This window comes from Flavobacterium jejuense (genome assembly GCF_006491595.2).
GTDB lineage: Bacteria > Bacteroidota > Bacteroidia > Flavobacteriales > Flavobacteriaceae > Flavobacterium > Flavobacterium jejuense.
Window position 1 is genome coordinate 187,707 of sequence record NZ_VEVQ02000001.1, and the last position, 21,302, is coordinate 209,008.

Consider the following 21,302-nt stretch of genomic DNA (forward strand, 5'->3'; position numbering starts at 1 on the left):
TTATAGAACTGAGTATAGAAACTGAGCACTGAGAGTTGAACACTCCTTACTGAACACTATTCTTCAACTCAATCCACTTGCTCATGAATTTTGTACTTTGCAAGGTTTGATGTTGGAAAACTTGTCCAAGAAAATTTTGATTTCGGTGTTGGTTTAGGTTTGCCAATAAATGATTTATTTTAGTGAAAAATTTGTTTTCAAATAAAGATTTTTCAAAACGTTTATTGATTAATTCAATTCCATTTTTTTGAGATTGTTGCCAAAGTGTATTATCTTGATACAATTCAATTGCTTTTTCAATAAAATCTTCATCAGTTGTAGAAATAAATCCATTCCATTCTAGATCACCTTGCATGCCTTCTGAACCTATTTCAGTAGTAACATTGGGTAAACCAAAAAGCATACTTTCTAATAATTTTCCTTTTAAACCAGCACCATAAGGAATAGGAGCAAGTAATACTTTTACTGAATGAAAGACTGCTTCCACACTTTCAGCACGACCTCTCACAAGAAAACCTTCTTTTACATTATGCAATTGCTTGGCTTTTTCAGTTGCATACGAACCATAAACATGTAATTCTGCCTCAGGAAGGACTTTTTTAATCGATTTCCAGAGTTTTTTTAGCTGTAATACTGTTTGCCAATTCGGTTCGTGTAAAAAGTTACCTATGCTTACAAAATGTTTTCTTTCTGAAAAAGCAGGAATGCTGTTTAAGAGCGATTTTGAAATTGGGTCAACCAAAAATGGAATATAATGTAAAATAGATGTATCTACTTTGAAAGTTTGGGTTAACAATTCCATTTCGTGTTCGGAAATAATCAAACTTAGATCACAACGATATATGGAAGCTAATTCTCTTTTGAAAATATCCGATAAATAATCTTCTGGCTGTACTATTCTATCTTGTTTAAATGCAGTTTCTCTAGCTTTTCTAAGAAAGTGTAAATCTTCAGTGTCCAAAATTCGTAAAGCATTCGGACAATTTTTAGCTACTCTCCAACCAAATTGTTCTTCTATCATGAATCGATCAAATAATACAATGTTTGGGTTTAATACAGATAGTAAACTATCAAAGCTAGTATCATTTAACTTTATAGGATGCGTTGTAATATTTAGGTTTTCTAACGGATAAGAATAATCGGATTTAGATGCAGAAGATAAAAACGTAATTTGATATTGTTCTTTTTGGAACATCGCAATTAGTTGAAGCATTCTAGTTCCTGCTGCGGTTGAAGTTGGTTCAGGCCAAACACTTCCAATAATTACTAAATGGTTTTGCATGAGGCAAATTTAGAATTTAGAACTTAGATTTTAGAATGAAATGGATGTTTTTTTGGAACAGTGATTAAAAGAAATTAGAGAAATCTTCAATTTTTTTGATTTTTGAAGTTGTCATTGATTTTTGAAATAGCTTTATATTTACAAAAAAACTATAATGAAATCTTTCTTTAACTATTGTCCGAACTGTAAATCTACTAATTTTACTTTTGAAAATAATTTTCGTTTCCATTGTTTAGCTTGTGATTTTACCTATTACCATAATATTGCAGCTGCAGTTGCTGTAGTTTTTACTTATGAAGATAAGATTTTATTTACTGTTCGTAATGTGGATCCAGATAAAGGAAAGTTAGATTTACCAGGTGGTTTTGTAGATCCAAATGAAACAGCAGAAGAAACTGTTTGTAGAGAAATCAAAGAAGAATTAGGTTTGGATTTATTGCCTAAAGATTTGAAATACATTACAACATCACCTAACAATTATTTGTACAAAAATGTACCCTACCGAACTATGGATGTTTTTTACGAATGTAATTTGCAAACAGATATTGTTTCAGTTGCAGCAAAGGATGAAATTCAAGAATTACTTTGGGTAAAACGCTCTGAAATAGATTTGGAAAAAATTGGTTTCACTTCTATACGAAAAGTTATTGGTGCTTATTATTGTAATTGATTTTTAGATGTTAAAGGTTGCTTTTACTTATATATGTTTATTCTTTGTTGTTTATTTTGGTTTTTCAAAAGAAGATCCTATATCATTTCAGGTTTCTTATTTAGAGGATTCAAAACGTATTCTTGCTATTGAAGATGTAATTCAGTTAAAGTTTATTACTCTAGCTGATAAGAGCATGTTGAATTTTGGGTTTACCAAATCTAATATTTGGGTAAAATTAGATTTTGAAAAATTGGTACCTAATTCTAAATATAAAATTTTACTAAATACGATTATAAATGACTCAATTGAAGTTTATACAAAAGAATTAAACACTTTAAAAAAAATATTTCTAGGAGAAGCTTTTTCATCAAAGAGTAGATATTCTACTTACTCTTTTATACCAGAAAAAGAAAATTGTACCATTTATTTTAAGGTTATAGGAAGAGATCAACCTTTATTTTTCCCATTTGAAGTTTTTAAATTAGAAGATACAGAAAAATCAGATTTGAGTGAATTAGTACTTCTGGGTATTATTTATGGTGTCGTTTTTCTAATTCTACTATTAAATTTGGTCTTATATATAAATACTTTAGAACGTATTTACGTATATAGTATGTTTTTTAATGTGTTTTCTTTAGGAGTACTTTTTTATTTTGATGGCATAATTAAACTCTATTTTTTTCCTAATTCATTGTATTGGAATAATCAATTTATTGCGATTGCATTTTGTGGGAGTTTTATTTTTACAAACTATTATATTGTTGAATTTTTAAATTTAAGGCAACATAAAAAGAGATTAAGTACATATTTTCTTATGGTAAATAGTGCTTTCTTACTTATTTTAGGAGTGTCTTTCTGGCACCCAACAGGATTTAATTGGTATTTAAAGGGTAATTTAGTACTCACTACTGTAGAGGTAATTGTGTTGTCTTACAGTATTCTTTACATTCGAAAAAAAGAAAAAGATTACTTTTTGATACAACTTCTTAGTGTGATTTGTCTTAATGTATTTGGAACAATTTCTCAATGTACTTTTTCAGGTTTACTACCAATTAATTTTTTGACAAATCATTCTGTACATTTTGTGATTTTACCACAAATATTGATTCAAGCCTTTGCCCTAGGGAAGCGATTCTCTATTTTAATAAAGCAACAAACAATAATGCGTAAGTCGCTTCAAGAATCGGCACAAGTTTATTCTCGTTCCTTAATTAATACCATTGAAGAAGAGAGAAGAAGGCTTTCAAAAGATTTTCATGATAGTATAGGTCAAAATTTATTAGTCATTAGAAATGGTATGCTTCGAATTCGAAAAGATAATATTGAAGATAAGCATCGTGAAAAGTTAAATGAATTAATGTATATTACTTCGGATACTTTAGATGAAATCAGAATGATTTCTCAAAATTTGAGACCTACTATGCTTGATTCGATTGGGTTAACGGCTTCAATAGAAAGTATGATTCGTAAGTTAAACGAAGTTGTAGAAATAAATTTTATTTTAGATTGCCCTGAATCTGTTGATAATGTAGTGCAAAGCGAGTTAGAAATTAATATCTATCGAATACTTCAAGAACTAACAAACAATAGTATAAAACACGCTAAAGCTCAAAATGTAACTATTGCTATATCTAAAGAAAATGACATACTTTTGATTAGTGTCACAGATGACGGAATTGGGTTTGATATTAATTTTAAAGACTATATAAATCCAAAGAACGGTCTATCATCTATAAAAGAGCGAACAAATATTCTTAATGGGAAATTAAATATCGATAGTGTAAAAAATAATGGAACAAAAGTAACTATTTTGATTCCAGTGAATAAATGAAATAAAACAACAATTATTATGGATAAGCTAAATGTGCTATTAGTAGACGATCATCCTATTTTTTTAAAAGGACTAGTAGAAGTGATTCAAGATGAATTTCATGATTTTGTAATACATTCTTTTTCATCTCCTGAACTTGCTTTTGATAGTGCTAAAAGTCTAAAATATAACTTAGCTATTTCAGATTTAGATATGCCAAAAATGAATGGGATATCATTAATTACTGAATTAAAAATTTTATATCCAGAGATTTTAACGATACTTTTAACCATGCATAAAGAACAAGATATAATGCGTTCTGCATTAGTAAATGGAATAGATGGCTATGTATTAAAAGATGATGTTGTAGATGAACTAGTTATAGCTATAGAAGAAGTATTAAAAGGGAACAAGTATATTTCAGAATTAGAGGTTATAAATGAACAAGATGAACAAATTGAAGAATTAAAATCATTAACTAAAACAGAATTATTGGTTTTAAAAGGGATTTCAGATAATAAAACTAGTAAAGAAATAGCCAATGATCTCTTTGTGAGTTTAAAAACAATTGAAAATCATCGTAATAACATTTCCAGAAAATTACGATTAAAAGGAAGTAATAGTCTTTTGAAATTTGCTATAAACAATAAAAACCTACTTTAATATATTATGCTAATATGAGTAAGACTACCTATTTTTTTGGTGTAAGGTTTGTATTAGTTTTGCTTTAAATTATGTAAGTATTTACCAAGGGTTTACTTGAAAAGAATAGAACGAATATAAATTTAAATCATGAAAAAAAATTACAAAATCCTTATTCTATTAGTTTTTCTTTTTAATTTTTCACTGAAAAATTATGCTCAGATAGCGGCAACTTATAATTCTAATACTTTTGGAACTTTATCGGGTGTTCCTTTTGCAGTGACAAATATAAATACAATTGGAAATTATACTGCAAATATGTCTTGGAATGCTTATGCGGTAGCTCCATTACCTAATTCACCTACTCTACAATATCTTTCAACAGATAATATAGCTGTAACTTTCAATACTCACCCAATTTGAGGTTGTATTTTGTCTATTGGCGAGCTGGTGAATATGCATTTGACCAACCTTTTACTATTTTATCTGGAAATGATATACAGAGTACTCTGGGAAATACTATAGTAGTTTCTTCTGCTGGTTCAGGAATAATTGAATTTACTAATCCTATTACAACTTTAAACGTATCAGTCATTTCTGCAACTACTGGATATATGAGTACAACGTTTGGCTTAAGTGAAACCTTATCAATTGACTCAAATGAAAATATAATTAACAAAATTAAAGTATTTCCAAATCTTTCAACTGATTTTATTCAGATAAAGGGCTTTTCTGAAGATGAAAAATATAGTATATATAATATGCTAGGACTAGAGATAATGAAAGGCTTTTGTACTGAAAATAAAATGATTAATATTCAAGAATTAGCAAAGGGGATGTATTTTTTTAAAGTAAATAATACACAAAATATTAAATTTTTTAAAGAATAAAAGTATAAAAAAAGCAAGAGTCTTTTATAATCAAAATTTAAAAACCATAAAAGGATATGACTAAATGATAAGGGCATATTCTTTTATGCGTTTATAGAACTAACAAAAATAAAATTCATTCAAATAGTTGCACTAAGATGGTTTTAGATTGTAATTAGGCAAATTAAATCTATGATAATATTAAAACCTTAAAAAAAAATATTTATGTATGAAGAATGAAAAAAAAGTTTTACTGGTAGATAATCATTCCGCTTTTTTAAAAGGGCTTATGGAAGTGATTCAAGAGGAGTTTGTGTTTTTTAATTTATTTTCTTTTTCCTCATCTGAGGAAGCCTTGTATAGTGCAAAAGAAAACAAATATGACTTAGCCATTTTTGATCTAGAAATGGCTGAAATTAATGGTATTTCATTTCATAAAGAGCTAAAGTTACTAAATCCTGAAATACTATCGATACTTTTAACTTTACACAAAGAACAAGATATTTTGCAATCAGTTTTTGAAAAAGGACTTGAAGGTTTTGTTTTTAAAGATAATATTCTTGATGAATTAGTAATTGCCATAAAAGAAGTGCTAAAAGGGAATAAATATTTTTCAAAATTAGATGCTTTAAATTAGTAATGTTAAAAAAGCAATAGTAAGCATGGTTTACTAGAAAATTAGGTTTTACTATAGATTTTAAAAGAAGAAGTGGTATACTTCAAAATGAAAAAGTACAATTATAAGATATAGTTGTACTTTTTTTATTTAAAAAAGTCACATAAAATCTAAAGAATGAGTAGGAATACCTATTTTAATTTATCCATACATTCTTTTATTTTGTCTTGTAAGTCTATTAACCAGTATTAGTAACCAATTGTAATGAAATAACGTTATAAACGGATGCGAAATAGAAGATTTACAAAGTGTACCTTATATTAATAGTATTTGTTTATTTTTTTTCCATTCCTCAATAATGTAATTATTTCAAAATAATTATTAAACAAATTTAAGAATGAAAAACAAAGATGAAAATCAAATTTTACTTCAACAAGAAGAAAATTTAAACGAACAAAGAAAAAGTTATTGGACACCTAAAAGTATTACATTCGAAGATGTACAATTGTCTGACAATGGAATAAGTCCTGATCAAAGAAAAAGAGCGTTAAATCAACTTTCAGAATATGTTAAAGATTCTCAAGAAAATTTTTTAGGCTATCAAGCTACCCAAAGGATGGATTTTTCAGAATTTTCTAAATACTTAGATGTATCTATAAATAATCTAGGTGATTCCTTTTCAAGTCCTAAATGGGATAGTAATCAAGTACCTCCTGATGGTTATTTTAGAATGAACGATAAGTGGATTGAGCGAGCCGTATTAGACTATTATGCAAAATTATGGAATGCAAAAAGCCCAAGACTTGTAGAAGAAGATAAAGAAGAAGGTTGGCTTGAAACTTATTGGGGATATATTTTGACTATGGGAAGTACAGAAGGTAATCTTCTCGCTATGAGAAATGGTAGAGATTATCTCAATGGTACTTTATTGCAATATGATCCTAAACCTCAAACAAATACAAATAATACTTTTGTAAATAAATCACTTGAAGAAGTAGGCTATGTTCAAGCAGTTCAAGACGAAACAAATCTAAACGCACTTACTCCAGTACTTTTTTATTCAGAAGCCACTCATTACTCTATAAAAAAGTTAGCTCAAGTTTTACAAATAAAAACCTTTGCGCAAATTGCTATAGAAAGAGGATTTGAAAACCCTTTCACAGAAGATAGAAAATGGCCTAATACAATTCCAATAGATAAAACGGGAGCTATTAAGGTTGATGAATTGGTTAAATATGCTACATTTTTTATACAAAAAGGTTTTCCTATTCTAGTGAATTTTAATTATGGAACAACTTGGACAGGAGCTTATGATGATGTAGGAGAAGCTGTTGCGAAATTAAAGCCAGTTTTAGATAGATTTGGAATGTTTGATAGAAAAATCAGAATTAGAGGAAAAGAATATGAAAGAAATGGCTTTTGGTATCATGTTGATGGTGCTCTTGGTGCAGCATTTGTCCCTTTTATAAAAAATGATGTTGAAGATGGTGATGAAATCTCAAAAGAGTTTCCAGATTTTGATTTTAAACTGCATGTTCATTCCATCTCTACAAGTGGTCACAAGTGGGTAGGAATGCCATGGCCATGTGGTATCTATATGACAAAAAATAAATATTTAATTTCAAATGATGTGCCAGATTATGTGGGTTCGCTAGATTCTACACTCGCAGGATCGCGTAATGGATTTTCTGCGTTATTAATGTGGGATTATTTATCTAAAAGATCTAAAGATGATTTAAAAGCAGAGGTGCTAAATGCATTGAAAACTGTAGAATATACTAAAGGAGAATTAGAAAAAATATATCCAAGAAAAGTTTTACATGTACCAGGCTCGTTAGTTGTTATTTTCCCAAAACCAACAAAAATTGACATCATTAAGAAGTATTCTCTTGCATCTTCAGGTAATTTTTCTCATATTTTCATTATGAGACATGTAACTGAAGAGATGATCGACAATTTGATAATAGATTTAAAGAAGAATCTATTAAAAGAAGAACCTTTATTAACCAGTAAAACAGATAATGATACTGTTGACCATAGTTTTGGCTGGTAATAAATTATAAGTGAAATAGAATAAATTTAAAAGTACAATTATAAGATATAGTTGTACTTTTTTTTTATAAAAAAGTCTCGTAAAATCTAAAGAATGAGTAGGAATACCTATTTCATTTTTGGAGTTTAGTTTGTTCCTTTGAAGTATGAAATTCTTATTAATAAGTCTTTAATTTATAAGTAGGTAGGCCACCTAAAAATTAAAAGTAGAGTTCAGAAACTACTAAATAAACGAAGCGGAATCCGAAAAGCTATATGAGTAGGTAAAACAAACAAATAAAAATATAATGGCAAATTTAAGAAAATTCTTTTGGGAAGGTCTTCAATCAGGTATGAAAGTTGATTATTACACTAATAGATGGCCTCGTGTAGGAAATGGAAAAGCTGAAGTTATTGAAACATTAAGAGTGAAGTTATCAGGAGAGATTAGACTAGGAGGAATATTTACGGTTGAAATCATAATGCCTGACGAAAGTCTAAGAGGATTTTGTACTTTAATAGTTAACGGCGAAGCTGCAAATGACTGTGCGTATTTAGTTGAGGGAAATAAATTAAATATTAATCATCCTCAATCACAAATTCAAATTCATGCAAATGACAAAAAATGGACATGGGCGAAATCTAGTCATCCACAAGGTTTACCTTGGATGGGAATGTGGCCAAGTGATATGAAAATGGATCATGAAGATAATTTTGGTGATGTCGAATAGTTCTTTTAGCTAAATAAATTTAAGTCTCAAGTTTTTTCTTGAGACTTTTTTAGTTTAAGCACAATTATGAAAACCATTTGGCATAGGTCTGTATGAATAATACTGTAATACTTCTTCAATAGCAAATTGTAATGCTTTGTTTATAGGTACTATTTGATTGCCTAACCTAAAGTCTATTTGTGAAAGATTCATGTAATAATCTGTAAAAATTGGAACTGAAAGACCGTTATTTATTGCTTCACTAGATTTTTCAAAATTTTCTTTTTGTCCTTCTTTAATTATTTTACAAGTTGCTAAACGATATTGACCATATTTGTCTTTATTTGCACCAAAACCAAATAATCGACATATCAAACCTCTGTATTTATACTCACTACAATTACCATTGTTTTTATCTAGTAAGGAAAGAGGATTGTAAATATAACAAGTAGATGTTGCTCTATTATTTAAATCTCGCAATATTTTCTCTGCATTGCCATTTAAGTAAATATGAAAAGCCCAAGGTAAGAATTCAAGAGGTGAAGCATCGATTTCGGGATTGGTACAACATTTTCCACAACCTGTTAAACAACTTAGTTTTGTATGTGATTGAAATTCTGTAATTTCTAATTCAAGTTTATAAAATAATGCTTCCACTTGTAATACTCGCTTTTCTATCGACATATTTTTTATACAAGGTAGACTTTAAAAAAGCTATTTATACTTTGTTTGTGAAAAATTTAGGTTTATTCTTTTAGCGAATAGAATCTATTTTTTGATTTACTACTGGTTTGGTAACAGATAAAGGAGAGGTTGTTGTTTTGGGTTTGCTATTTTTAGCTTTAACAGGAATTAAAATTTCTGTAATAAATTCAGAGGGTTTTGTGGTATTAGAACGGTCTTTTTTATGAATTTCAGTAATTTTATAATCTTGGTCTAAAATATATTCTTCATTTTGCTTTATAAAAGCTAAGGCTTTCTTCCAAGCTTCTTTCCTATGACTATAACTTCCTTTTAAAGTTATTTTTAAGGCACTATATTCTTCTTGGTAATGACCCGTTATATCACTCAAAGGTGTAGTTAAAATCTCTTCTTCTATTGGTATACAAGCTGCAAAATATAAAGGTTCATTATTAATGTTCCAAGTCGAAAATTGGATAAAAGCATCACCATTAATAATAATATCATTTTGTTTTACAAATTTTTGTAAGTTTTGTAAAGCTTTGTTACTTCTTAATGGAAATTCAGCCAAACTACAAGAATCTTTTTGTTGTATATTATAACTGGCATGGTTATTAACCACTCCATTAATTAAAATATTGAAATTACTTATTTCGTTAACTAAATAGTCATTAATTTTTTCAAGTCCTTCTTCTATTTTTGAAGTGTATATGAATTCGTTTCCACCTTTTAAGAATGCAAATAATTTCTCATTAAAGGTTAAGTTCCCTTTTATTCCCCAAATTACTTTTGTTTCTCCTTTTTCTTCTTGAAACTTCCAATATAAACTGTATTTTTTGTCGCCTTCTTGTTCTAATTGGTAAATAGAATCATTACTAAAAAGGTGTGTGGTTGTTATTTTAGTTTCATCCCATTTTATAAACGCTCCTTCACCGTTAGTAATTTCAGAATGTGAAGTTTTTGTACTAAAATTTAATTCAGGATACCAACTATTCCAATTTTTATAGTCATTAATATATTGAAAAATAGTGTTTTTCGGACTAGCTATTGTTTTTTCACTTTTGTAATTAAATTCATTAGGTTGGGTAGCAATAAATACAATGAAAGCAATAGATAGTAGTAATAAAAGTAGAAAAATATATTTTGCTATTCTCATTTTTTTTGGAAATTTAGGGTTTTCCAAATATATAAAATTAATCCTTTAAATAGAATTTTATAAAAAATAATAAGCCTATAAATAGAAGAAAGCCGAATAATATCCAATAAATGCCTTTATATTGAGATTTTAGCTCTTTTAGATCTCTGCGATACACATATATCATTACAAAAATAAAGGTAATAACAAAAAATAAAGCAAAATACCATTGACCTGTTGAAAACATGATTATAAATTTTTTACAAAAGTAAGAAATGAAGTAGGCATTTAAATAAATTTACATGAATAAAATAGTGTAAAAATGAAAAAACAATTAGAAGCAGTTGCTTTATTTCATAAAACGTATGGCTTAGGAATTAGCAATGAGGTAAAAGCAAATATCAGTGAACAAAAAAAACAACTTCGTTTTGAATTAATGAAAGAGGAAAATGAAGAATATTTAGAAGCCGTTCAAAATAATGATATTATTGAAATAGCCGATGCTTTAGGCGATATGTTATATATTTTATGTGGTACTATTTTAGAACATGGTTTACAACATAAAATTGAAGAAGTATTTGATGAAATTCAAAGAAGTAACATGAGTAAACTAGGTGAGGATGGAAAACCAATTTACAGAGAAGACGGAAAAGTAATGAAAGGGCCTAATTACTTTAAACCTAATTTTGAACTAATACTTAAATAGTTATCAGCGCTTAGTTGGCAGAAAGAAAATAAACAAAAAAGCGGTTGTTAATTTGACAACCGCTTTTATCTTTAAAATATTTTAACTGAATAGATGATTAAATTTTAACCGTCCAACCAAAAGTATCTTCGTCAATTTTATACTGAATATTGTTTAGTTTTTCTTTTAATTCTAAAGCTAATGGATTATCTAATTTAGGTAATTCATAATATGTTTCTTTGTACTCAAAACCTACAATTGGATTAATTACTGCAGCAGTTCCAGCTCCAAAAATTTCTTGCAAAGTACCATTTTCTGTAGCTGCTACAAGTTCATCAACAAGGACTGGTCTTACTTCTACATTTACATTTTCTCTTTTCGCTAAGTCAATGATGCTTTTTCGTGTAATTCCATCTAAAATTCGTTCACTTGTAGGTGCTGTGTATAGCGTGTTATTAATTCTAAAGAAAACATTCATGGTTCCAGCTTCTTCTAATTTGGTATGAGTAGCATCGTCAGTCCAAATAATTTGTTGGTAGCCTTTGTCATTTGCTAATTTTGTTGGGTAAAATTGAGCTGAATAATTTCCAGCCGCTTTTGCTGCACCAATTCCTCCATTAGCAGCTCTACTAAAATGCTCTGCAATTAAGACTTTAACTTCACCAGAATAATATGACTTTGCTGGAGAAAGTATAATCATAAAACGATAATAGACAGCAGGAGCAGCCACAACTCCTTTACCAGTTGCAATCATAAAAGGTCTTATGTATAAAGAATTACCTTTCCCTTTTTTAACCCATTCTTTTTCAATGTCTAATAATTGTTTTAAACCACCTAAGAAAACTTCTTCAGGAACTTCTGGCATAGCCATTCTAACAGCACTTTTGTTAAAACGCTCATAGTTTTGATCAGGTCTAAAAAGCCAAACAGCATCATTTTCATCTTTGAAAGCTTTCATTCCTTCAAAAATAGCTTGGCCATAATGAAAAACTTTAGCAGAAGGATCTATTGTAAATGGAGCATAAGGTTCTATTGAGGGTTTTTTCCAAACACCATTTTCATAATCACAAACTAGCATGTGATCTGTAAAAATATTTCCAAAACTCAACTTTTCAAAATCGACTTCATTAATCTTTGATGTAGAAGCTAGTTTTATATCAATATCTGCTGTAGTTTTAATTTCCATTTTTTAGTTGTTTATTTCGTTTTATTAAAGAAAAATCAAAAGAAGTTGCTCCTCATAGATTTTCATTGCAAATTTAACAAAAAAAGATTTGTTCTTTAACATTGTTAAATAAAATAAATAATCATATTATCAGCAAAAAAATTTTATTTTTAAACAATTAAATTATTTTTGTAATAAATAAAACATAATTATGATGAAAAAAATATTTTTTGTTGCTGCATTTACTGCATTATTAGCAAGTTGTCAAGATAAAAAACAAGCAGAAATTACAGTTGAAGAGACTCAAAATGAAAGCCCTTATGCCTCTTTTGGTGATTCAATTGCTTCAGATGGAGCTTTGTCTTCAGCAGAGATGATGCAAAAATTTGAATCTTTAAAAGAAGGAGACACTTTAAACGTTAAATTTAAATCTTCTATTAATAATGTATGTAAGAAAAAAGGCTGTTGGATGACTTTAGACTTAACAAATGAGAAAGAAACTTTTGTAAAATTCAAAGACTATGCTTTTTTTGTACCTAAAAATGCCGAAGAAAAAGAAGTTATTGTAAACGGAAAAGCTTTTGTAAGTGTAGAAAGTATAGAAGATTTACAGCATTATGCTAAAGATGCAGGAAAATCGCAAGAAGCAATTGATAGTATTATAGAACCTAAAGTGACTTATTCTTTTCTAGCTGATGGTGTTTTAATTGCGAAATAATGAAAAAATATCTTTTACTAGTTGTTATTACATTTTACATTGGTTGTAACCAAAAAAATGAAAATAATGATATGCCAAATGAAAAGGAAGCATTTGACATGTATGAATTTTCTCAAATGGCAGGATTAATGGAGCAAATGTATGCTGAAAACAAAAAAATAAAGGAAAGCATTGAAAAAGGAGAATCAATTGGAGAATTTCCTGAATACTTTTCAACTATTTATGAAGCAGAGCTAACTGATAAAAAGGATAGAGATTCTTTCTTTAATCAACAAGCTAGAATTTTCATCGAAGCACAACAACTAATTTATGAAAACGATGAAAATGTTAAGGATCATTTTAATCTAGCAATTGATGCTTGTATTCAATGTCATCAGCAAAAATGTTTAGGTCCAATTCCAAGAATAAAGAAACTATATATTAAATAAATAGAATAAAGAGTTTAGGATTTTCTTAAACTCTTTTTGGTTAAAGTAATTCTACTATGAAAAGAGAAATTATTACTACAAATGATGGTTCTTCTAGCATTTTCTTACCAGAATGGAACGAGAGTTATCACTCCAAATTTGGAGCAATTCAAGAAGCCAAACATGTTTTTATTAAAAATGGTTTAGATTTGATTCAAGACAAAGAAGTATCAATATTAGAAATTGGTTTTGGTACGGGTTTAAATGCTTTTATCACTTTAATAGAAGCAAAAAAAAGGAAACAAAAAATAAATTATATTGGAGTAGAAGCTTATCCAGTTCCGTTAGAAGAAATTGAATTATTGAATTATCCTGAACAGTTAGGAGTTATAGAAGAAAAGGATTTGTTTTTGAAAATGCATCAAACAGAATGGGAAGAAATATATACGATATCAGATTATTTTGCAATAAATAAAAGGAAGCAGTTTTTTGATACTATAACAGATGAAAATACATTTGAATTAATTTATTTTGACGCTTTTGGATTTCGGGTTCAGCCTGAGTTATGGACAGAAAAAATATTTCAAAAAATGTTTAATGCATTAAATCCAGGAGGAATATTAGTAACCTATGCTTGTAGAACTGTTATAAAGAATGCCATGCTAGCAGTTGGTTTTACAATTGAAAAATTACCTGGAGCTCCAGGGAAACGAGAAATGTTGCGTGCAAAAAAACCTATTGATTTTTAAATTACTGATATTCAGTATTTTGTATTATTTGTTTTAAAATTTAGCATAATATTAGCAATATTTTCACATTTCCAAACGTTCTAATGTTGAAAAAAAAGGTATATTTACAATAAGTTCTTATCCCAAAGTCTAACAAATATTAATTGAATTAGAATGACTAGATCTATGTATTCCTATTCAAAATCTATACTTGAAAGAGTAAGTTTTGATCCAAAACTATTTTGTAAAGAGTTAGAAAAAGCAATAAAAATATTATTGCCTTATGAAATTGACCAATTAAGAGATTGGTTATTACAATTTACTAAAGAAAAACCAGAATTAAGGCAATGCTTAATTTACATAAACTAAAATAAAAGGAGCATAACTGCTCCTTTTTTTATTTTTTAGCTATCGGACTTATTATTTCTACATCATGAAAAGCAATAGCACCTCTTACAACAGCGGTAATAGTATCTCTAAGGGCATTAATGATATGTATTTTTAATTCATTTTTTGGATAAATTAAACTAACTTCTCTTGAAGGTTTAGGGTTCTTAAATTGTCTAAGTTTTACTTTGTTCTTGTCATTTAAATCTAGACTGTGTAAGTAAGGTAATAAAGTAGTACCTAATCCTTCATCTGCTAATTTGATTAATGTTTCGAAACTACCACTTTCAATTTGAAAATGATTTTCATTTAAATAAGCATTGTTTTTACAAAGGTTCAGTATTCCATTTCTAAAACAATGACCGTCTTGAAGTAAAAGAATATTGTCTAAATCTAAATCGCTAATCTCAATTTCTTTTTTGTCAAAACTTTTATGATTATCAGGAATATAAGCTACAAAAGGTTCATAGTATAAAACAATTTCTTTAATGTTTTCTTCCTCTAATGGTGTAGCAGCAATAGCACAATCTAGATGCCCATTTTTTAGCTTTTTAATAATGTCTTCTGTTGTGCTTTCTTCTATGATAAGATTTACTTTTGGATATCTAGATATAAAGTTATTGAGAAACATAGGTAACAGAGTAGGCATTATAGTTGGAATAATTCCTACTTTGAATTCTCCTCCTACATACCCTTTTTGTTGGTCAACAATATCTTTTATTCTACCAGCTTCATTTACTATATTTTTGGCTTGATTAACAATTTTTTGACCTATTTCTGTTAATAAAATTGGTTTTTTACTTCTATCAAAAATTAAAATGTCTAATTCATCTTCTAATTTTTGAATTTGCATGCTTAATGTAGGTTGTGTTACAAAACACTTTTCAGCTGCTAGTGTAAAATTTTTATGTTCAGCAACAGCTAAAACATAATATAATTGTGTAATTGTCATTGTATAAATATTTTCGATAAAAATATAAAAACTATCAATTTGATTTATGATAAATTTGATTTTTTTTGAAATAAATTTGTTGATAATAAACAATTAAAATTATAATTATGGAAATCAATGCGTTAGGGCTTTCAAAAAAAGAATCAGAAAAAAGTATTAAAAAATTAAATATACTATTATCTAATTTTCAAACATATTATCAAAATTTAAGAGGTCTGCATTGGAATATTAGAGGAAAGCGTTTTTTTGATTTACATGTGAAATTTGAAGAATTATATAATGATAGCCAATTAAAGATAGATTTAATAGCTGAAAGAGTACTCACTTTAGGAGGTATTCCAATCCATACTTTTACAGAATACCTTGAAAATAATAGTTTAAAAATTGGTAAAAATATTTCAAAAGATACCGAAGCAATTCAATTAATAATAGATTCACTAACTGAATTATTAAAAATTGAAAGAGTAATTTTAAATGAGACTTCAGAAAATAATGATGAAGGAACAAATGCTATGATGAGTGATTTTATAAAAGAGCAAGAGAAAACGATTTGGATGATGCACGCATGGATGGAAGAATAAATTAAAAATTATTTTTTTTTTAAGCAATCATAGATAAATTCATTTTATATTTGTTTTATGAAATTTTTGTGTAAAATAGTTTTATTATTTTTCATTACATTTTTGTCAACACCAACTATAATTAGTTTTCTTGACAAGGATGTAGATGTTTCTTCTTTTTATAATTTTTCTGAAGAGGAAGAAAATGAAAATGATATAGCTTTTCATGAAATACAATTAATATCAGAAACAATTTCTTATTTTATATTTTCTTTTGTATTTAGAGAAGCAAAAATTTTTGATTTACATGATGATTTAATTATTTGTAATTATAAAGCTTCAATATTTATTCCACCTCCAGATTTAATTTAAAAAATCAGTTTATTTTAAGTACTATTTTTTAAATTAATTTTTTCTATGTTTAAATATTTAAAAAACGATATTCCTGCGAGTATTGTTGTGTTTTTTGTTGCATTACCACTTTGTTTAGGAATTGCTTTAGCCAGTGACGCCCCTCCTTTATCTGGATTGATTGCTGGTATAATTGGAGGTATCTTTGTTGGAGGTTTAAGTAAATCAAAAATTGGAGTTAGTGGTCCAGCAGCTGGTTTAGCTGCTATAGTTGCCAGTGCAATAAGTTCTTTAGGTAGTTTTGAGTTGTTTTTATCAGCAGTTGTTTTAGCTGGAGTAATTCAAATTCTTTTTGGTGTTTTGAGAATGGGAGTTATAGGATATTATTTCCCTAATAGTGTTATTAAAGGAATGTTAACAGGTATTGGTATCATTATTATTTTAAAACAGATTCCACATTTTTTCGGATATGATTTAGAAGCAGAAGGTGCAGATAGTTTTTTTGAAAAATCTGGAGAGAATACTTTTTCCGCCATTGCACATGTAATTGATAATATAACTTTAGGTTCTTTAATTATAGGTGTTTTTGGATTAATACTAATCTTGTATTGGGATAATATTTTATCAAAAAAGCATTCTTTTTTTAAACTTATTCAAGGTTCTTTAGTTGCAGTATTTGTGGGAACTATTTTGCAAGTTATTTTTAGTAAAACTGAAAATTTTATAATTGAAGGGAAGCACTTAGTTCAAATTCCTGTTCCTGAAAAAATATCTGAGGTTGCTTCACTTTTACGTTTCCCAGATTTTAGTGAAATTTTTACAATGGATGTTCTTATAATTGCTTTTACATTAGCCTTGGTTGCTAGTTTAGAAACTTTATTAAGTGTAGAAGCTACTGATAAACTAGATCCAGAGAAGAACATAACTCCTCCTAATAGAGAATTATTTGCTCAAGGATTAGGGAATATTTTTTCTGGTTTAATAGGTGGTTTGCCTATAACACAAGTTATTGTAAGGAGTTCTGCAAATGTTCAATCTAATGCGAAAACAAAATTATCAGCTATTTTACATGGTATATTATTGCTGATTTCGGTTTTAGCAATTCCAATGTTATTGAATCATATTCCTAAATCGGTTTTAGCAGCTGTATTAATAATCGTAGGTTTTAAATTGGCAAAACCATCCTTATTTAAGAAGATGTTTTATTTAGGTTGGACTCAATTTGTACCATTCATAGCAACTGTTGTTGTTATTGTGTTTACCAATTTATTAATTGGAATTTTCACAGGTTTAGCTATTGGTGTAATTGTAATTTTAGTCAAAAGTTATCAAAACTCTTTATTTTTACATAAAAAAGAATCTGGTGATAATAAAGTTATAGAAATGACTTTTGCAGAGGAAATAACTTTTTTAAATAAAGCATCGATTCAAAAGGAATTATTCAGTTTACCAGAAAATTCTCGTTTGGAATTAGATATTAGAAAAACTACTTATTTGGATTATGATATTGTTGAGATATTAGAAGATTTTGCAATACAAGCCAAGAATAAAAACATTTTTGTACATTTAAAATCAGAAAGAGGGATAGTCGATAATCCTTCGAGTTTTATTGAATTTTTTAAACTAAAAAAACAATCTAGATAATTATTTATAAATCAATTAATCATGGCAGAATTTTATAAAAAAATAATTGAAAACAATAAAAAATGGGTAGAAGAAAAACTAAAAATAAACCCAGATTTCTTTAATAACTTAGCAGAGGGTCAACAACCACCTTTGTTATGGATTGGTTGTTCTGATAGTCGTGTGCCTGCAAATGAAATAATAGGAGCTGAGCCAGGAGAAGTTTTTGTACATCGAAATATTGCCAATATGGTTGTACATAGTGATATGAATATGTTAAGTGTACTAGATTATGCAGTAAATGCTTTAAAAGTCCAACATGTAATTGTTTGTGGACATTATGGTTGTGGTGGTGTAAAAGCGGCAATGGGCAATGATTCGATAGGAATTATTGATAACTGGATTAGGCATATTAAAGATGTATATCGATTTCATCATAAAGAATTAGATGCAATAGAAGATGAGAAATCTCGTTTTAATAAATTTGTTGAGCTAAATGTTAAAGAGCAAGTTATTGATTTAGCAAAAACATCTATAGTTCAATCTGCTTGGAGAAGTGGACAAAAGTTAAGTATTCATGGATGGGTTTATGGACTAAATTCTGGATATGTAACAGATTTAGGAGTAAATTTTAGTAGTAATCAAGATTTAGATGATGTATTTAAATTAAAATTTTAAAATAGAGAAAGAAGAAGCTAGTTAGATGTTTCAGAATAGTTAAAGAATTCAAATTTTCAATTTGTTTTTTGTAACTTATTCTTCTAGATTTTCATTAAAAGCAGAAGGTAATAATTGAGGAATATATTTTACTAGAATAGGCAATAAAATTCCTCCTCCAGGAAGTAAAAAAATAGTTAAGGACGGTATAGTTTTACAAATGTCAAGTAACTGTTTTTTTACTTTCTTTTTTTCGTCTTTATCTAATTCTCTAGAGGTAGATTGTGCTAACAAAATCATTAATTCTTTACTTTCTGATATTTCTTTAATTAATCTTTTTTTGTTTCTAGTAATTAATTTTGAAACGGTTTTATTTGTTTGATCGTAAAAGTGTTTTACTGGATTAGAGTAATTAAAATAAGAAATTTCACCCTTGTGAGTAGTAATAAAATCTTCAATAGTTATGATGCTGCTTTCTAAATAATTGTTTTCTAAATTTAATTTTGAGCCAATTGACTGTAGAAATTTATATTCGTTTAATTCTAATTTTTTATCATTCCACATAGCCATCTCTACTAAATCTAAAATATATAATTTTTCTATTTTTGATTCAAATTGTTTAAAATTAATTTCATCAATGGTTAATGTGTCTATATTTTGAAATTTTGAGTAGCGAAGTGAATTTTCAAAAAGTTTAATTAATAATTCGTCATACTTAGATTTATTGTTTTTTATTTTGAAAGCTAATGAAACGACTTTCATGCAATTGGATTCAAATTCCTTTAAATATTTCTCCGAAAAATCAGAATTATTGATAAAATTATCATAGCCCAAAACATCTAAAAAAAGCATGGCATTAATAACAATATGAGAAAAACTTTTAGTAACTATATTTTGATTGGTTTGTATACGATCATTTATAATACTTTCTAGTTGTACACTATCTGAAGAAGAAGGTAGAAGTTTTGTTAAGAAGGTATAATTTTCTTTTTGAATGGATTTGTAAAAAGAATTAATACTCTCTAAAAAATCAGAAATATTCTTGTTTTTTGTTTTTATACAAAAAACAGTATATAAATTATTTAAAAAGGAAATCTTAGTAATTTCATCAAGAGATAAACCAGAAAGATCAATAGTTTTTTTTAAATTAATGCTTATGGGATGACCATAAATAAAACCAGATTTTCTGAGATCTTTGTAAAAAGTTTCATAATCAAAATAATTATTAAAATTAGTCTGATTTTCTTGAAAAAATTTATCTATCCAACCGTTAATTGAAGGGTTTATCATTTTAAAAATATTGCAACAAAGTTAAAAAATTCTTATTTCCATAATGTTAAATTTATAAAGTATTTATATCTTGCTAAAAAATATTCTTGTATGAATTTTGCCATAATTATAACTATTTGTGTATTACTATTATTAGCTTATGCATTTACCATAAGTTCATCAAAAACAAAAATACCTTCAGTAATTTTGTTATTACTTTTGGGTTGGGTTGTAAAGCAAATTACTGATGTTTTACACATTGTTATTCCGGATTTAAATTCGTTGTTGCCCTTTTTTGGAACCCTTGGATTAGTTTTAATTGTTTTGGAAGGTTCACTTGAGTTAGAATTAAATCGAAAAAAATTACCATTTGTCGGTAAAACAATTGTTACAGCTGTAATTCCTTTATTTATAACAGCTTTTGTAATAGGACATTTTTTTTACTATTTTTTAGATTCTAGTTACAAAGATGGTTTGATCAATGCGGTTCCATTGTGTATTATCAGTAGTGCGATTGCAATATCTAGTGTTGGACATTTAAATGCTTTTAATAAAGAATTTGCTATATATGAAAGTAGTTTATCTGATATATTAGGAGTGTTATTTTTTAATTTTATTGCTTTAAATTCGGTCATTAATCTAGATACTTTAGGAAATTTTGGTTTGCAAATTTTATTAATGTTATTAATCTCTTTTATTGCTTCAGCATTTTTAGCTTTTCTATTAAGTAGAATAGATCACCACATTAAGTTTGCACCAATTATACTTCTTATTATCTTAATATTTGCAATTTCAGAAATCTATCATTTACCAGCTTTAATATTTATTATGTTATTTGGATTATTTATTGGCAATTTTGATGAGCTAGAACGTTTTAAAGTGATTCAATTTTTAAAACCAAGGTCTTTAGATAAAGAGGTTAAAAAATTTAAAGAATTGATTATTGAAGCTGCTTTCCTAGTACGGTCATTATTTTTCTTGTTATTTGGTTTCTTAATGAAAACAGAAGATATTTTAAATCCTCATACTTTTGAGTTAGCAATAGGAATTGTTGTTTTAATTTATTCAGTTAGGGCGTTACAGTTAAAAGTATTTAAATTAAAGCTAATGCCTTTGTTGTATATTGCTCCAAGAGGATTAATAACAATTTTATTATTTTTAAGTATTCCTACGGAAAGCAAAATTCCTTTAGTTAATAAAGCATTAATTATTCAAGTTATTGTTTTAACAGCTTTAATAATGATGTTTGGTTTGATTTTTAATAAACAAGAAGATAAAAAAAGTGTTGGGAAAAAGGGAGAGGAGAACCTTACCATTGATATAGATGTTCCTATTTAATAAGATAAGTTATTGATTAAAAGAAATGCTTTAT

The 21,302-nt window shown here is 27.6% G+C and carries 24 protein-coding genes; 18 read left to right on the forward strand and 6 right to left on the reverse strand.

Annotation, left to right across the window (positions count from 1 at the left end; translation table 11 throughout):
• Window positions 1–46 precede the first annotated feature (46 nt).
• Window positions 47–1,282, reverse strand: a complete 1,236-nt coding sequence (locus tag FIA58_RS00845) for a glycosyltransferase family 4 protein (protein ID WP_140959045.1) — start codon at window positions 1,280–1,282, stop codon at window positions 47–49.
• A gap of 154 nt (window positions 1,283–1,436) precedes the next feature.
• Between FIA58_RS00845 and FIA58_RS00850 the strand changes: the two genes are divergently transcribed.
• From FIA58_RS00850 to FIA58_RS00885, 8 genes are all read left to right on the forward strand, one after another.
• Entirely contained in the window at window positions 1,437–1,952 is a 516-nt protein-coding gene (locus FIA58_RS00850) for an NUDIX hydrolase (RefSeq protein ID WP_140959047.1), read from the forward strand.
• A 7-nt stretch (window positions 1,953–1,959) separates the two neighbouring features.
• Window positions 1,960–3,765, forward strand: a complete 1,806-nt coding sequence (locus FIA58_RS00855) for a sensor histidine kinase (RefSeq protein WP_140959049.1) — start codon at window positions 1,960–1,962, stop codon at window positions 3,763–3,765.
• Between the two features lie 18 nt (window positions 3,766–3,783).
• Entirely contained in the window at window positions 3,784–4,407 is a 624-nt protein-coding gene (locus FIA58_RS00860) for a response regulator transcription factor (RefSeq protein ID WP_140959051.1), read from the forward strand.
• A 129-nt stretch (window positions 4,408–4,536) separates the two neighbouring features.
• Entirely contained in the window at window positions 4,537–4,809 is a 273-nt protein-coding gene (locus FIA58_RS00865) for a hypothetical protein (protein WP_140959053.1), read from the forward strand.
• The gene (locus tag FIA58_RS00870) at window positions 4,806–5,276 is read left to right on the forward strand and encodes a T9SS type A sorting domain-containing protein (protein ID WP_140959055.1); all 471 of its coding nucleotides are present in this window, start codon (window positions 4,806–4,808) and stop codon (window positions 5,274–5,276) included. Before FIA58_RS00865 ends, FIA58_RS00870 begins: the two co-directional genes overlap by 4 nt.
• Before the next feature lie 208 nt (window positions 5,277–5,484).
• A complete protein-coding gene (locus FIA58_RS00875; RefSeq protein ID WP_140959057.1) occupies window positions 5,485–5,892 on the forward strand; it encodes a response regulator in 408 nt (135 codons plus the stop codon).
• Between the two features lie 376 nt (window positions 5,893–6,268).
• Window positions 6,269–7,924, forward strand: a complete 1,656-nt coding sequence (locus FIA58_RS00880; RefSeq protein WP_140959059.1) for a pyridoxal-dependent decarboxylase — start codon at window positions 6,269–6,271, stop codon at window positions 7,922–7,924.
• Window positions 7,925–8,210: 286 nt separating this feature from the next.
• On the forward strand, window positions 8,211–8,633 hold the full coding sequence (locus FIA58_RS00885; protein WP_140959061.1) for a hypothetical protein: 423 nt from the start codon (window positions 8,211–8,213) through the stop codon (window positions 8,631–8,633).
• A gap of 54 nt (window positions 8,634–8,687) precedes the next feature.
• Here the strand turns inward: FIA58_RS00885 and FIA58_RS00890 are convergent, their stop codons facing one another.
• Window positions 8,688–9,296, reverse strand: coding sequence for a YkgJ family cysteine cluster protein (locus tag FIA58_RS00890; protein WP_140959063.1), 609 nt, complete (start codon window positions 9,294–9,296; stop codon window positions 8,688–8,690).
• Window positions 9,297–9,366: 70 nt separating this feature from the next.
• A complete protein-coding gene (locus FIA58_RS00895) occupies window positions 9,367–10,449 on the reverse strand; it encodes an SRPBCC family protein (protein WP_140959065.1) in 1,083 nt (360 codons plus the stop codon).
• A gap of 301 nt (window positions 10,450–10,750) precedes the next feature.
• On the opposite strand from FIA58_RS00895, the gene FIA58_RS00900 reads away from it, so the two are divergent.
• On the forward strand, window positions 10,751–11,134 hold the full coding sequence (locus FIA58_RS00900) for a pyrophosphohydrolase domain-containing protein (protein WP_140959069.1): 384 nt from the start codon (window positions 10,751–10,753) through the stop codon (window positions 11,132–11,134).
• A gap of 97 nt (window positions 11,135–11,231) precedes the next feature.
• Here the strand turns inward: FIA58_RS00900 and FIA58_RS00905 are convergent, their stop codons facing one another.
• Window positions 11,232–12,299: a branched-chain amino acid aminotransferase gene (locus FIA58_RS00905; protein WP_140959071.1), complete on the reverse strand. Its 1,068-nt coding sequence runs from the start codon at window positions 12,297–12,299 to the stop codon at window positions 11,232–11,234.
• 193 nt (window positions 12,300–12,492) lie between these two features.
• Between FIA58_RS00905 and FIA58_RS00910 the strand changes: the two genes are divergently transcribed.
• From FIA58_RS00910 to FIA58_RS00925, 4 genes are all read left to right on the forward strand, one after another.
• Complete coding sequence (locus tag FIA58_RS00910) at window positions 12,493–12,996, forward strand: DUF4920 domain-containing protein (RefSeq protein ID WP_140959073.1); 504 nt, start codon at window positions 12,493–12,495, stop codon at window positions 12,994–12,996.
• A complete protein-coding gene (locus tag FIA58_RS00915; RefSeq protein WP_140959075.1) occupies window positions 12,996–13,424 on the forward strand; it encodes a hypothetical protein in 429 nt (142 codons plus the stop codon). The genes FIA58_RS00910 and FIA58_RS00915 overlap by 1 nt, the downstream gene beginning before the upstream one ends.
• A 56-nt stretch (window positions 13,425–13,480) precedes the next feature.
• Window positions 13,481–14,152 carry a tRNA (5-methylaminomethyl-2-thiouridine)(34)-methyltransferase MnmD gene (gene mnmD, locus FIA58_RS00920; protein WP_140959077.1) on the forward strand — a complete coding sequence of 224 codons (672 nt, stop codon included), beginning with the start codon at window positions 13,481–13,483 and terminating at the stop codon, window positions 14,150–14,152.
• 153 nt (window positions 14,153–14,305) lie between these two features.
• Window positions 14,306–14,500: a hypothetical protein gene (locus FIA58_RS00925; RefSeq protein ID WP_140959079.1), complete on the forward strand. Its 195-nt coding sequence runs from the start codon at window positions 14,306–14,308 to the stop codon at window positions 14,498–14,500.
• Window positions 14,501–14,528: 28 nt separating this feature from the next.
• Here FIA58_RS00925 and FIA58_RS00930 read toward each other — a convergent pair whose 3' ends face one another.
• Window positions 14,529–15,470, reverse strand: a complete 942-nt coding sequence (locus FIA58_RS00930) for a LysR substrate-binding domain-containing protein (RefSeq protein WP_140959081.1) — start codon at window positions 15,468–15,470, stop codon at window positions 14,529–14,531.
• 107 nt (window positions 15,471–15,577) lie between these two features.
• Between FIA58_RS00930 and FIA58_RS00935 the strand changes: the two genes are divergently transcribed.
• The 4 genes from FIA58_RS00935 (at window position 15,578) to can (ending at window position 18,682) form a co-directional block, all read left to right on the forward strand.
• Window positions 15,578–16,051, forward strand: a complete 474-nt coding sequence (locus FIA58_RS00935; RefSeq protein WP_140959083.1) for a Dps family protein — start codon at window positions 15,578–15,580, stop codon at window positions 16,049–16,051.
• Between the two features lie 102 nt (window positions 16,052–16,153).
• Window positions 16,154–16,402 (forward strand): hypothetical protein, encoded by a 249-nt coding sequence (locus tag FIA58_RS00940; RefSeq protein WP_140959085.1) that lies wholly within the window; start codon window positions 16,154–16,156, stop codon window positions 16,400–16,402.
• 45 nt (window positions 16,403–16,447) lie between these two features.
• Complete coding sequence (locus FIA58_RS00945) at window positions 16,448–18,025, forward strand: SulP family inorganic anion transporter (protein WP_140959087.1); 1,578 nt, start codon at window positions 16,448–16,450, stop codon at window positions 18,023–18,025.
• Window positions 18,026–18,046: 21 nt separating this feature from the next.
• Window positions 18,047–18,682: a carbonate dehydratase gene (gene can, locus FIA58_RS00950; RefSeq protein ID WP_140959089.1), complete on the forward strand. Its 636-nt coding sequence runs from the start codon at window positions 18,047–18,049 to the stop codon at window positions 18,680–18,682.
• A gap of 75 nt (window positions 18,683–18,757) precedes the next feature.
• Here can and FIA58_RS00955 read toward each other — a convergent pair whose 3' ends face one another.
• Window positions 18,758–19,951, reverse strand: a complete 1,194-nt coding sequence (locus FIA58_RS00955) for an LETM1-related biofilm-associated protein (RefSeq protein ID WP_140959091.1) — start codon at window positions 19,949–19,951, stop codon at window positions 18,758–18,760.
• A 90-nt stretch (window positions 19,952–20,041) separates the two neighbouring features.
• On the opposite strand from FIA58_RS00955, the gene FIA58_RS00960 reads away from it, so the two are divergent.
• Complete coding sequence (locus tag FIA58_RS00960; protein ID WP_140959093.1) at window positions 20,042–21,268, forward strand: cation:proton antiporter; 1,227 nt, start codon at window positions 20,042–20,044, stop codon at window positions 21,266–21,268.
• Window positions 21,269–21,302 lie beyond the last annotated feature (34 nt).

Excerpts from the sequence above, each read along its gene's own strand:
- FIA58_RS00875 (WP_140959057.1), top strand. The coding sequence starts at position 5,485 with ATGAAGAATGAAAAAAAAGTTTTACTGGTAGATAATCATTCCGCTTTT.
- can (WP_140959089.1), top strand. The coding sequence starts at position 18,047 with ATGGCAGAATTTTATAAAAAAATAATTGAAAACAATAAAAAATGGGTA.
- FIA58_RS00955 (WP_140959091.1), bottom strand. The coding sequence starts at position 19,951 with ATGATAAACCCTTCAATTAACGGTTGGATAGATAAATTTTTTCAAGAA.
- FIA58_RS00960 (WP_140959093.1), top strand. The coding sequence starts at position 20,042 with ATGAATTTTGCCATAATTATAACTATTTGTGTATTACTATTATTAGCT.
- mnmD (WP_140959077.1), top strand. The coding sequence starts at position 13,481 with ATGAAAAGAGAAATTATTACTACAAATGATGGTTCTTCTAGCATTTTC.
- FIA58_RS00930 (WP_140959081.1), bottom strand. The coding sequence starts at position 15,470 with ATGACAATTACACAATTATATTATGTTTTAGCTGTTGCTGAACATAAA.
- FIA58_RS00845 (WP_140959045.1), bottom strand. The coding sequence starts at position 1,282 with ATGCAAAACCATTTAGTAATTATTGGAAGTGTTTGGCCTGAACCAACT.
- FIA58_RS00860 (WP_140959051.1), top strand. The coding sequence starts at position 3,784 with ATGGATAAGCTAAATGTGCTATTAGTAGACGATCATCCTATTTTTTTA.
- FIA58_RS00850 (WP_140959047.1), top strand. The coding sequence starts at position 1,437 with ATGAAATCTTTCTTTAACTATTGTCCGAACTGTAAATCTACTAATTTT.
- FIA58_RS00905 (WP_140959071.1), bottom strand. The coding sequence starts at position 12,299 with ATGGAAATTAAAACTACAGCAGATATTGATATAAAACTAGCTTCTACA.
- FIA58_RS00925 (WP_140959079.1), top strand. The coding sequence starts at position 14,306 with ATGACTAGATCTATGTATTCCTATTCAAAATCTATACTTGAAAGAGTA.
- FIA58_RS00900 (WP_140959069.1), top strand. The coding sequence starts at position 10,751 with ATGAAAAAACAATTAGAAGCAGTTGCTTTATTTCATAAAACGTATGGC.
- FIA58_RS00945 (WP_140959087.1), top strand. The coding sequence starts at position 16,448 with ATGTTTAAATATTTAAAAAACGATATTCCTGCGAGTATTGTTGTGTTT.
- FIA58_RS00890 (WP_140959063.1), bottom strand. The coding sequence starts at position 9,296 with ATGTCGATAGAAAAGCGAGTATTACAAGTGGAAGCATTATTTTATAAA.
- FIA58_RS00880 (WP_140959059.1), top strand. The coding sequence starts at position 6,269 with ATGAAAAACAAAGATGAAAATCAAATTTTACTTCAACAAGAAGAAAAT.
- FIA58_RS00935 (WP_140959083.1), top strand. The coding sequence starts at position 15,578 with ATGGAAATCAATGCGTTAGGGCTTTCAAAAAAAGAATCAGAAAAAAGT.
- FIA58_RS00910 (WP_140959073.1), top strand. The coding sequence starts at position 12,493 with ATGAAAAAAATATTTTTTGTTGCTGCATTTACTGCATTATTAGCAAGT.
- FIA58_RS00895 (WP_140959065.1), bottom strand. The coding sequence starts at position 10,449 with ATGAGAATAGCAAAATATATTTTTCTACTTTTATTACTACTATCTATT.
- FIA58_RS00885 (WP_140959061.1), top strand. The coding sequence starts at position 8,211 with ATGGCAAATTTAAGAAAATTCTTTTGGGAAGGTCTTCAATCAGGTATG.
- FIA58_RS00865 (WP_140959053.1), top strand. The coding sequence starts at position 4,537 with ATGAAAAAAAATTACAAAATCCTTATTCTATTAGTTTTTCTTTTTAAT.
- FIA58_RS00915 (WP_140959075.1), top strand. The coding sequence starts at position 12,996 with ATGAAAAAATATCTTTTACTAGTTGTTATTACATTTTACATTGGTTGT.
- FIA58_RS00855 (WP_140959049.1), top strand. The coding sequence starts at position 1,960 with ATGTTAAAGGTTGCTTTTACTTATATATGTTTATTCTTTGTTGTTTAT.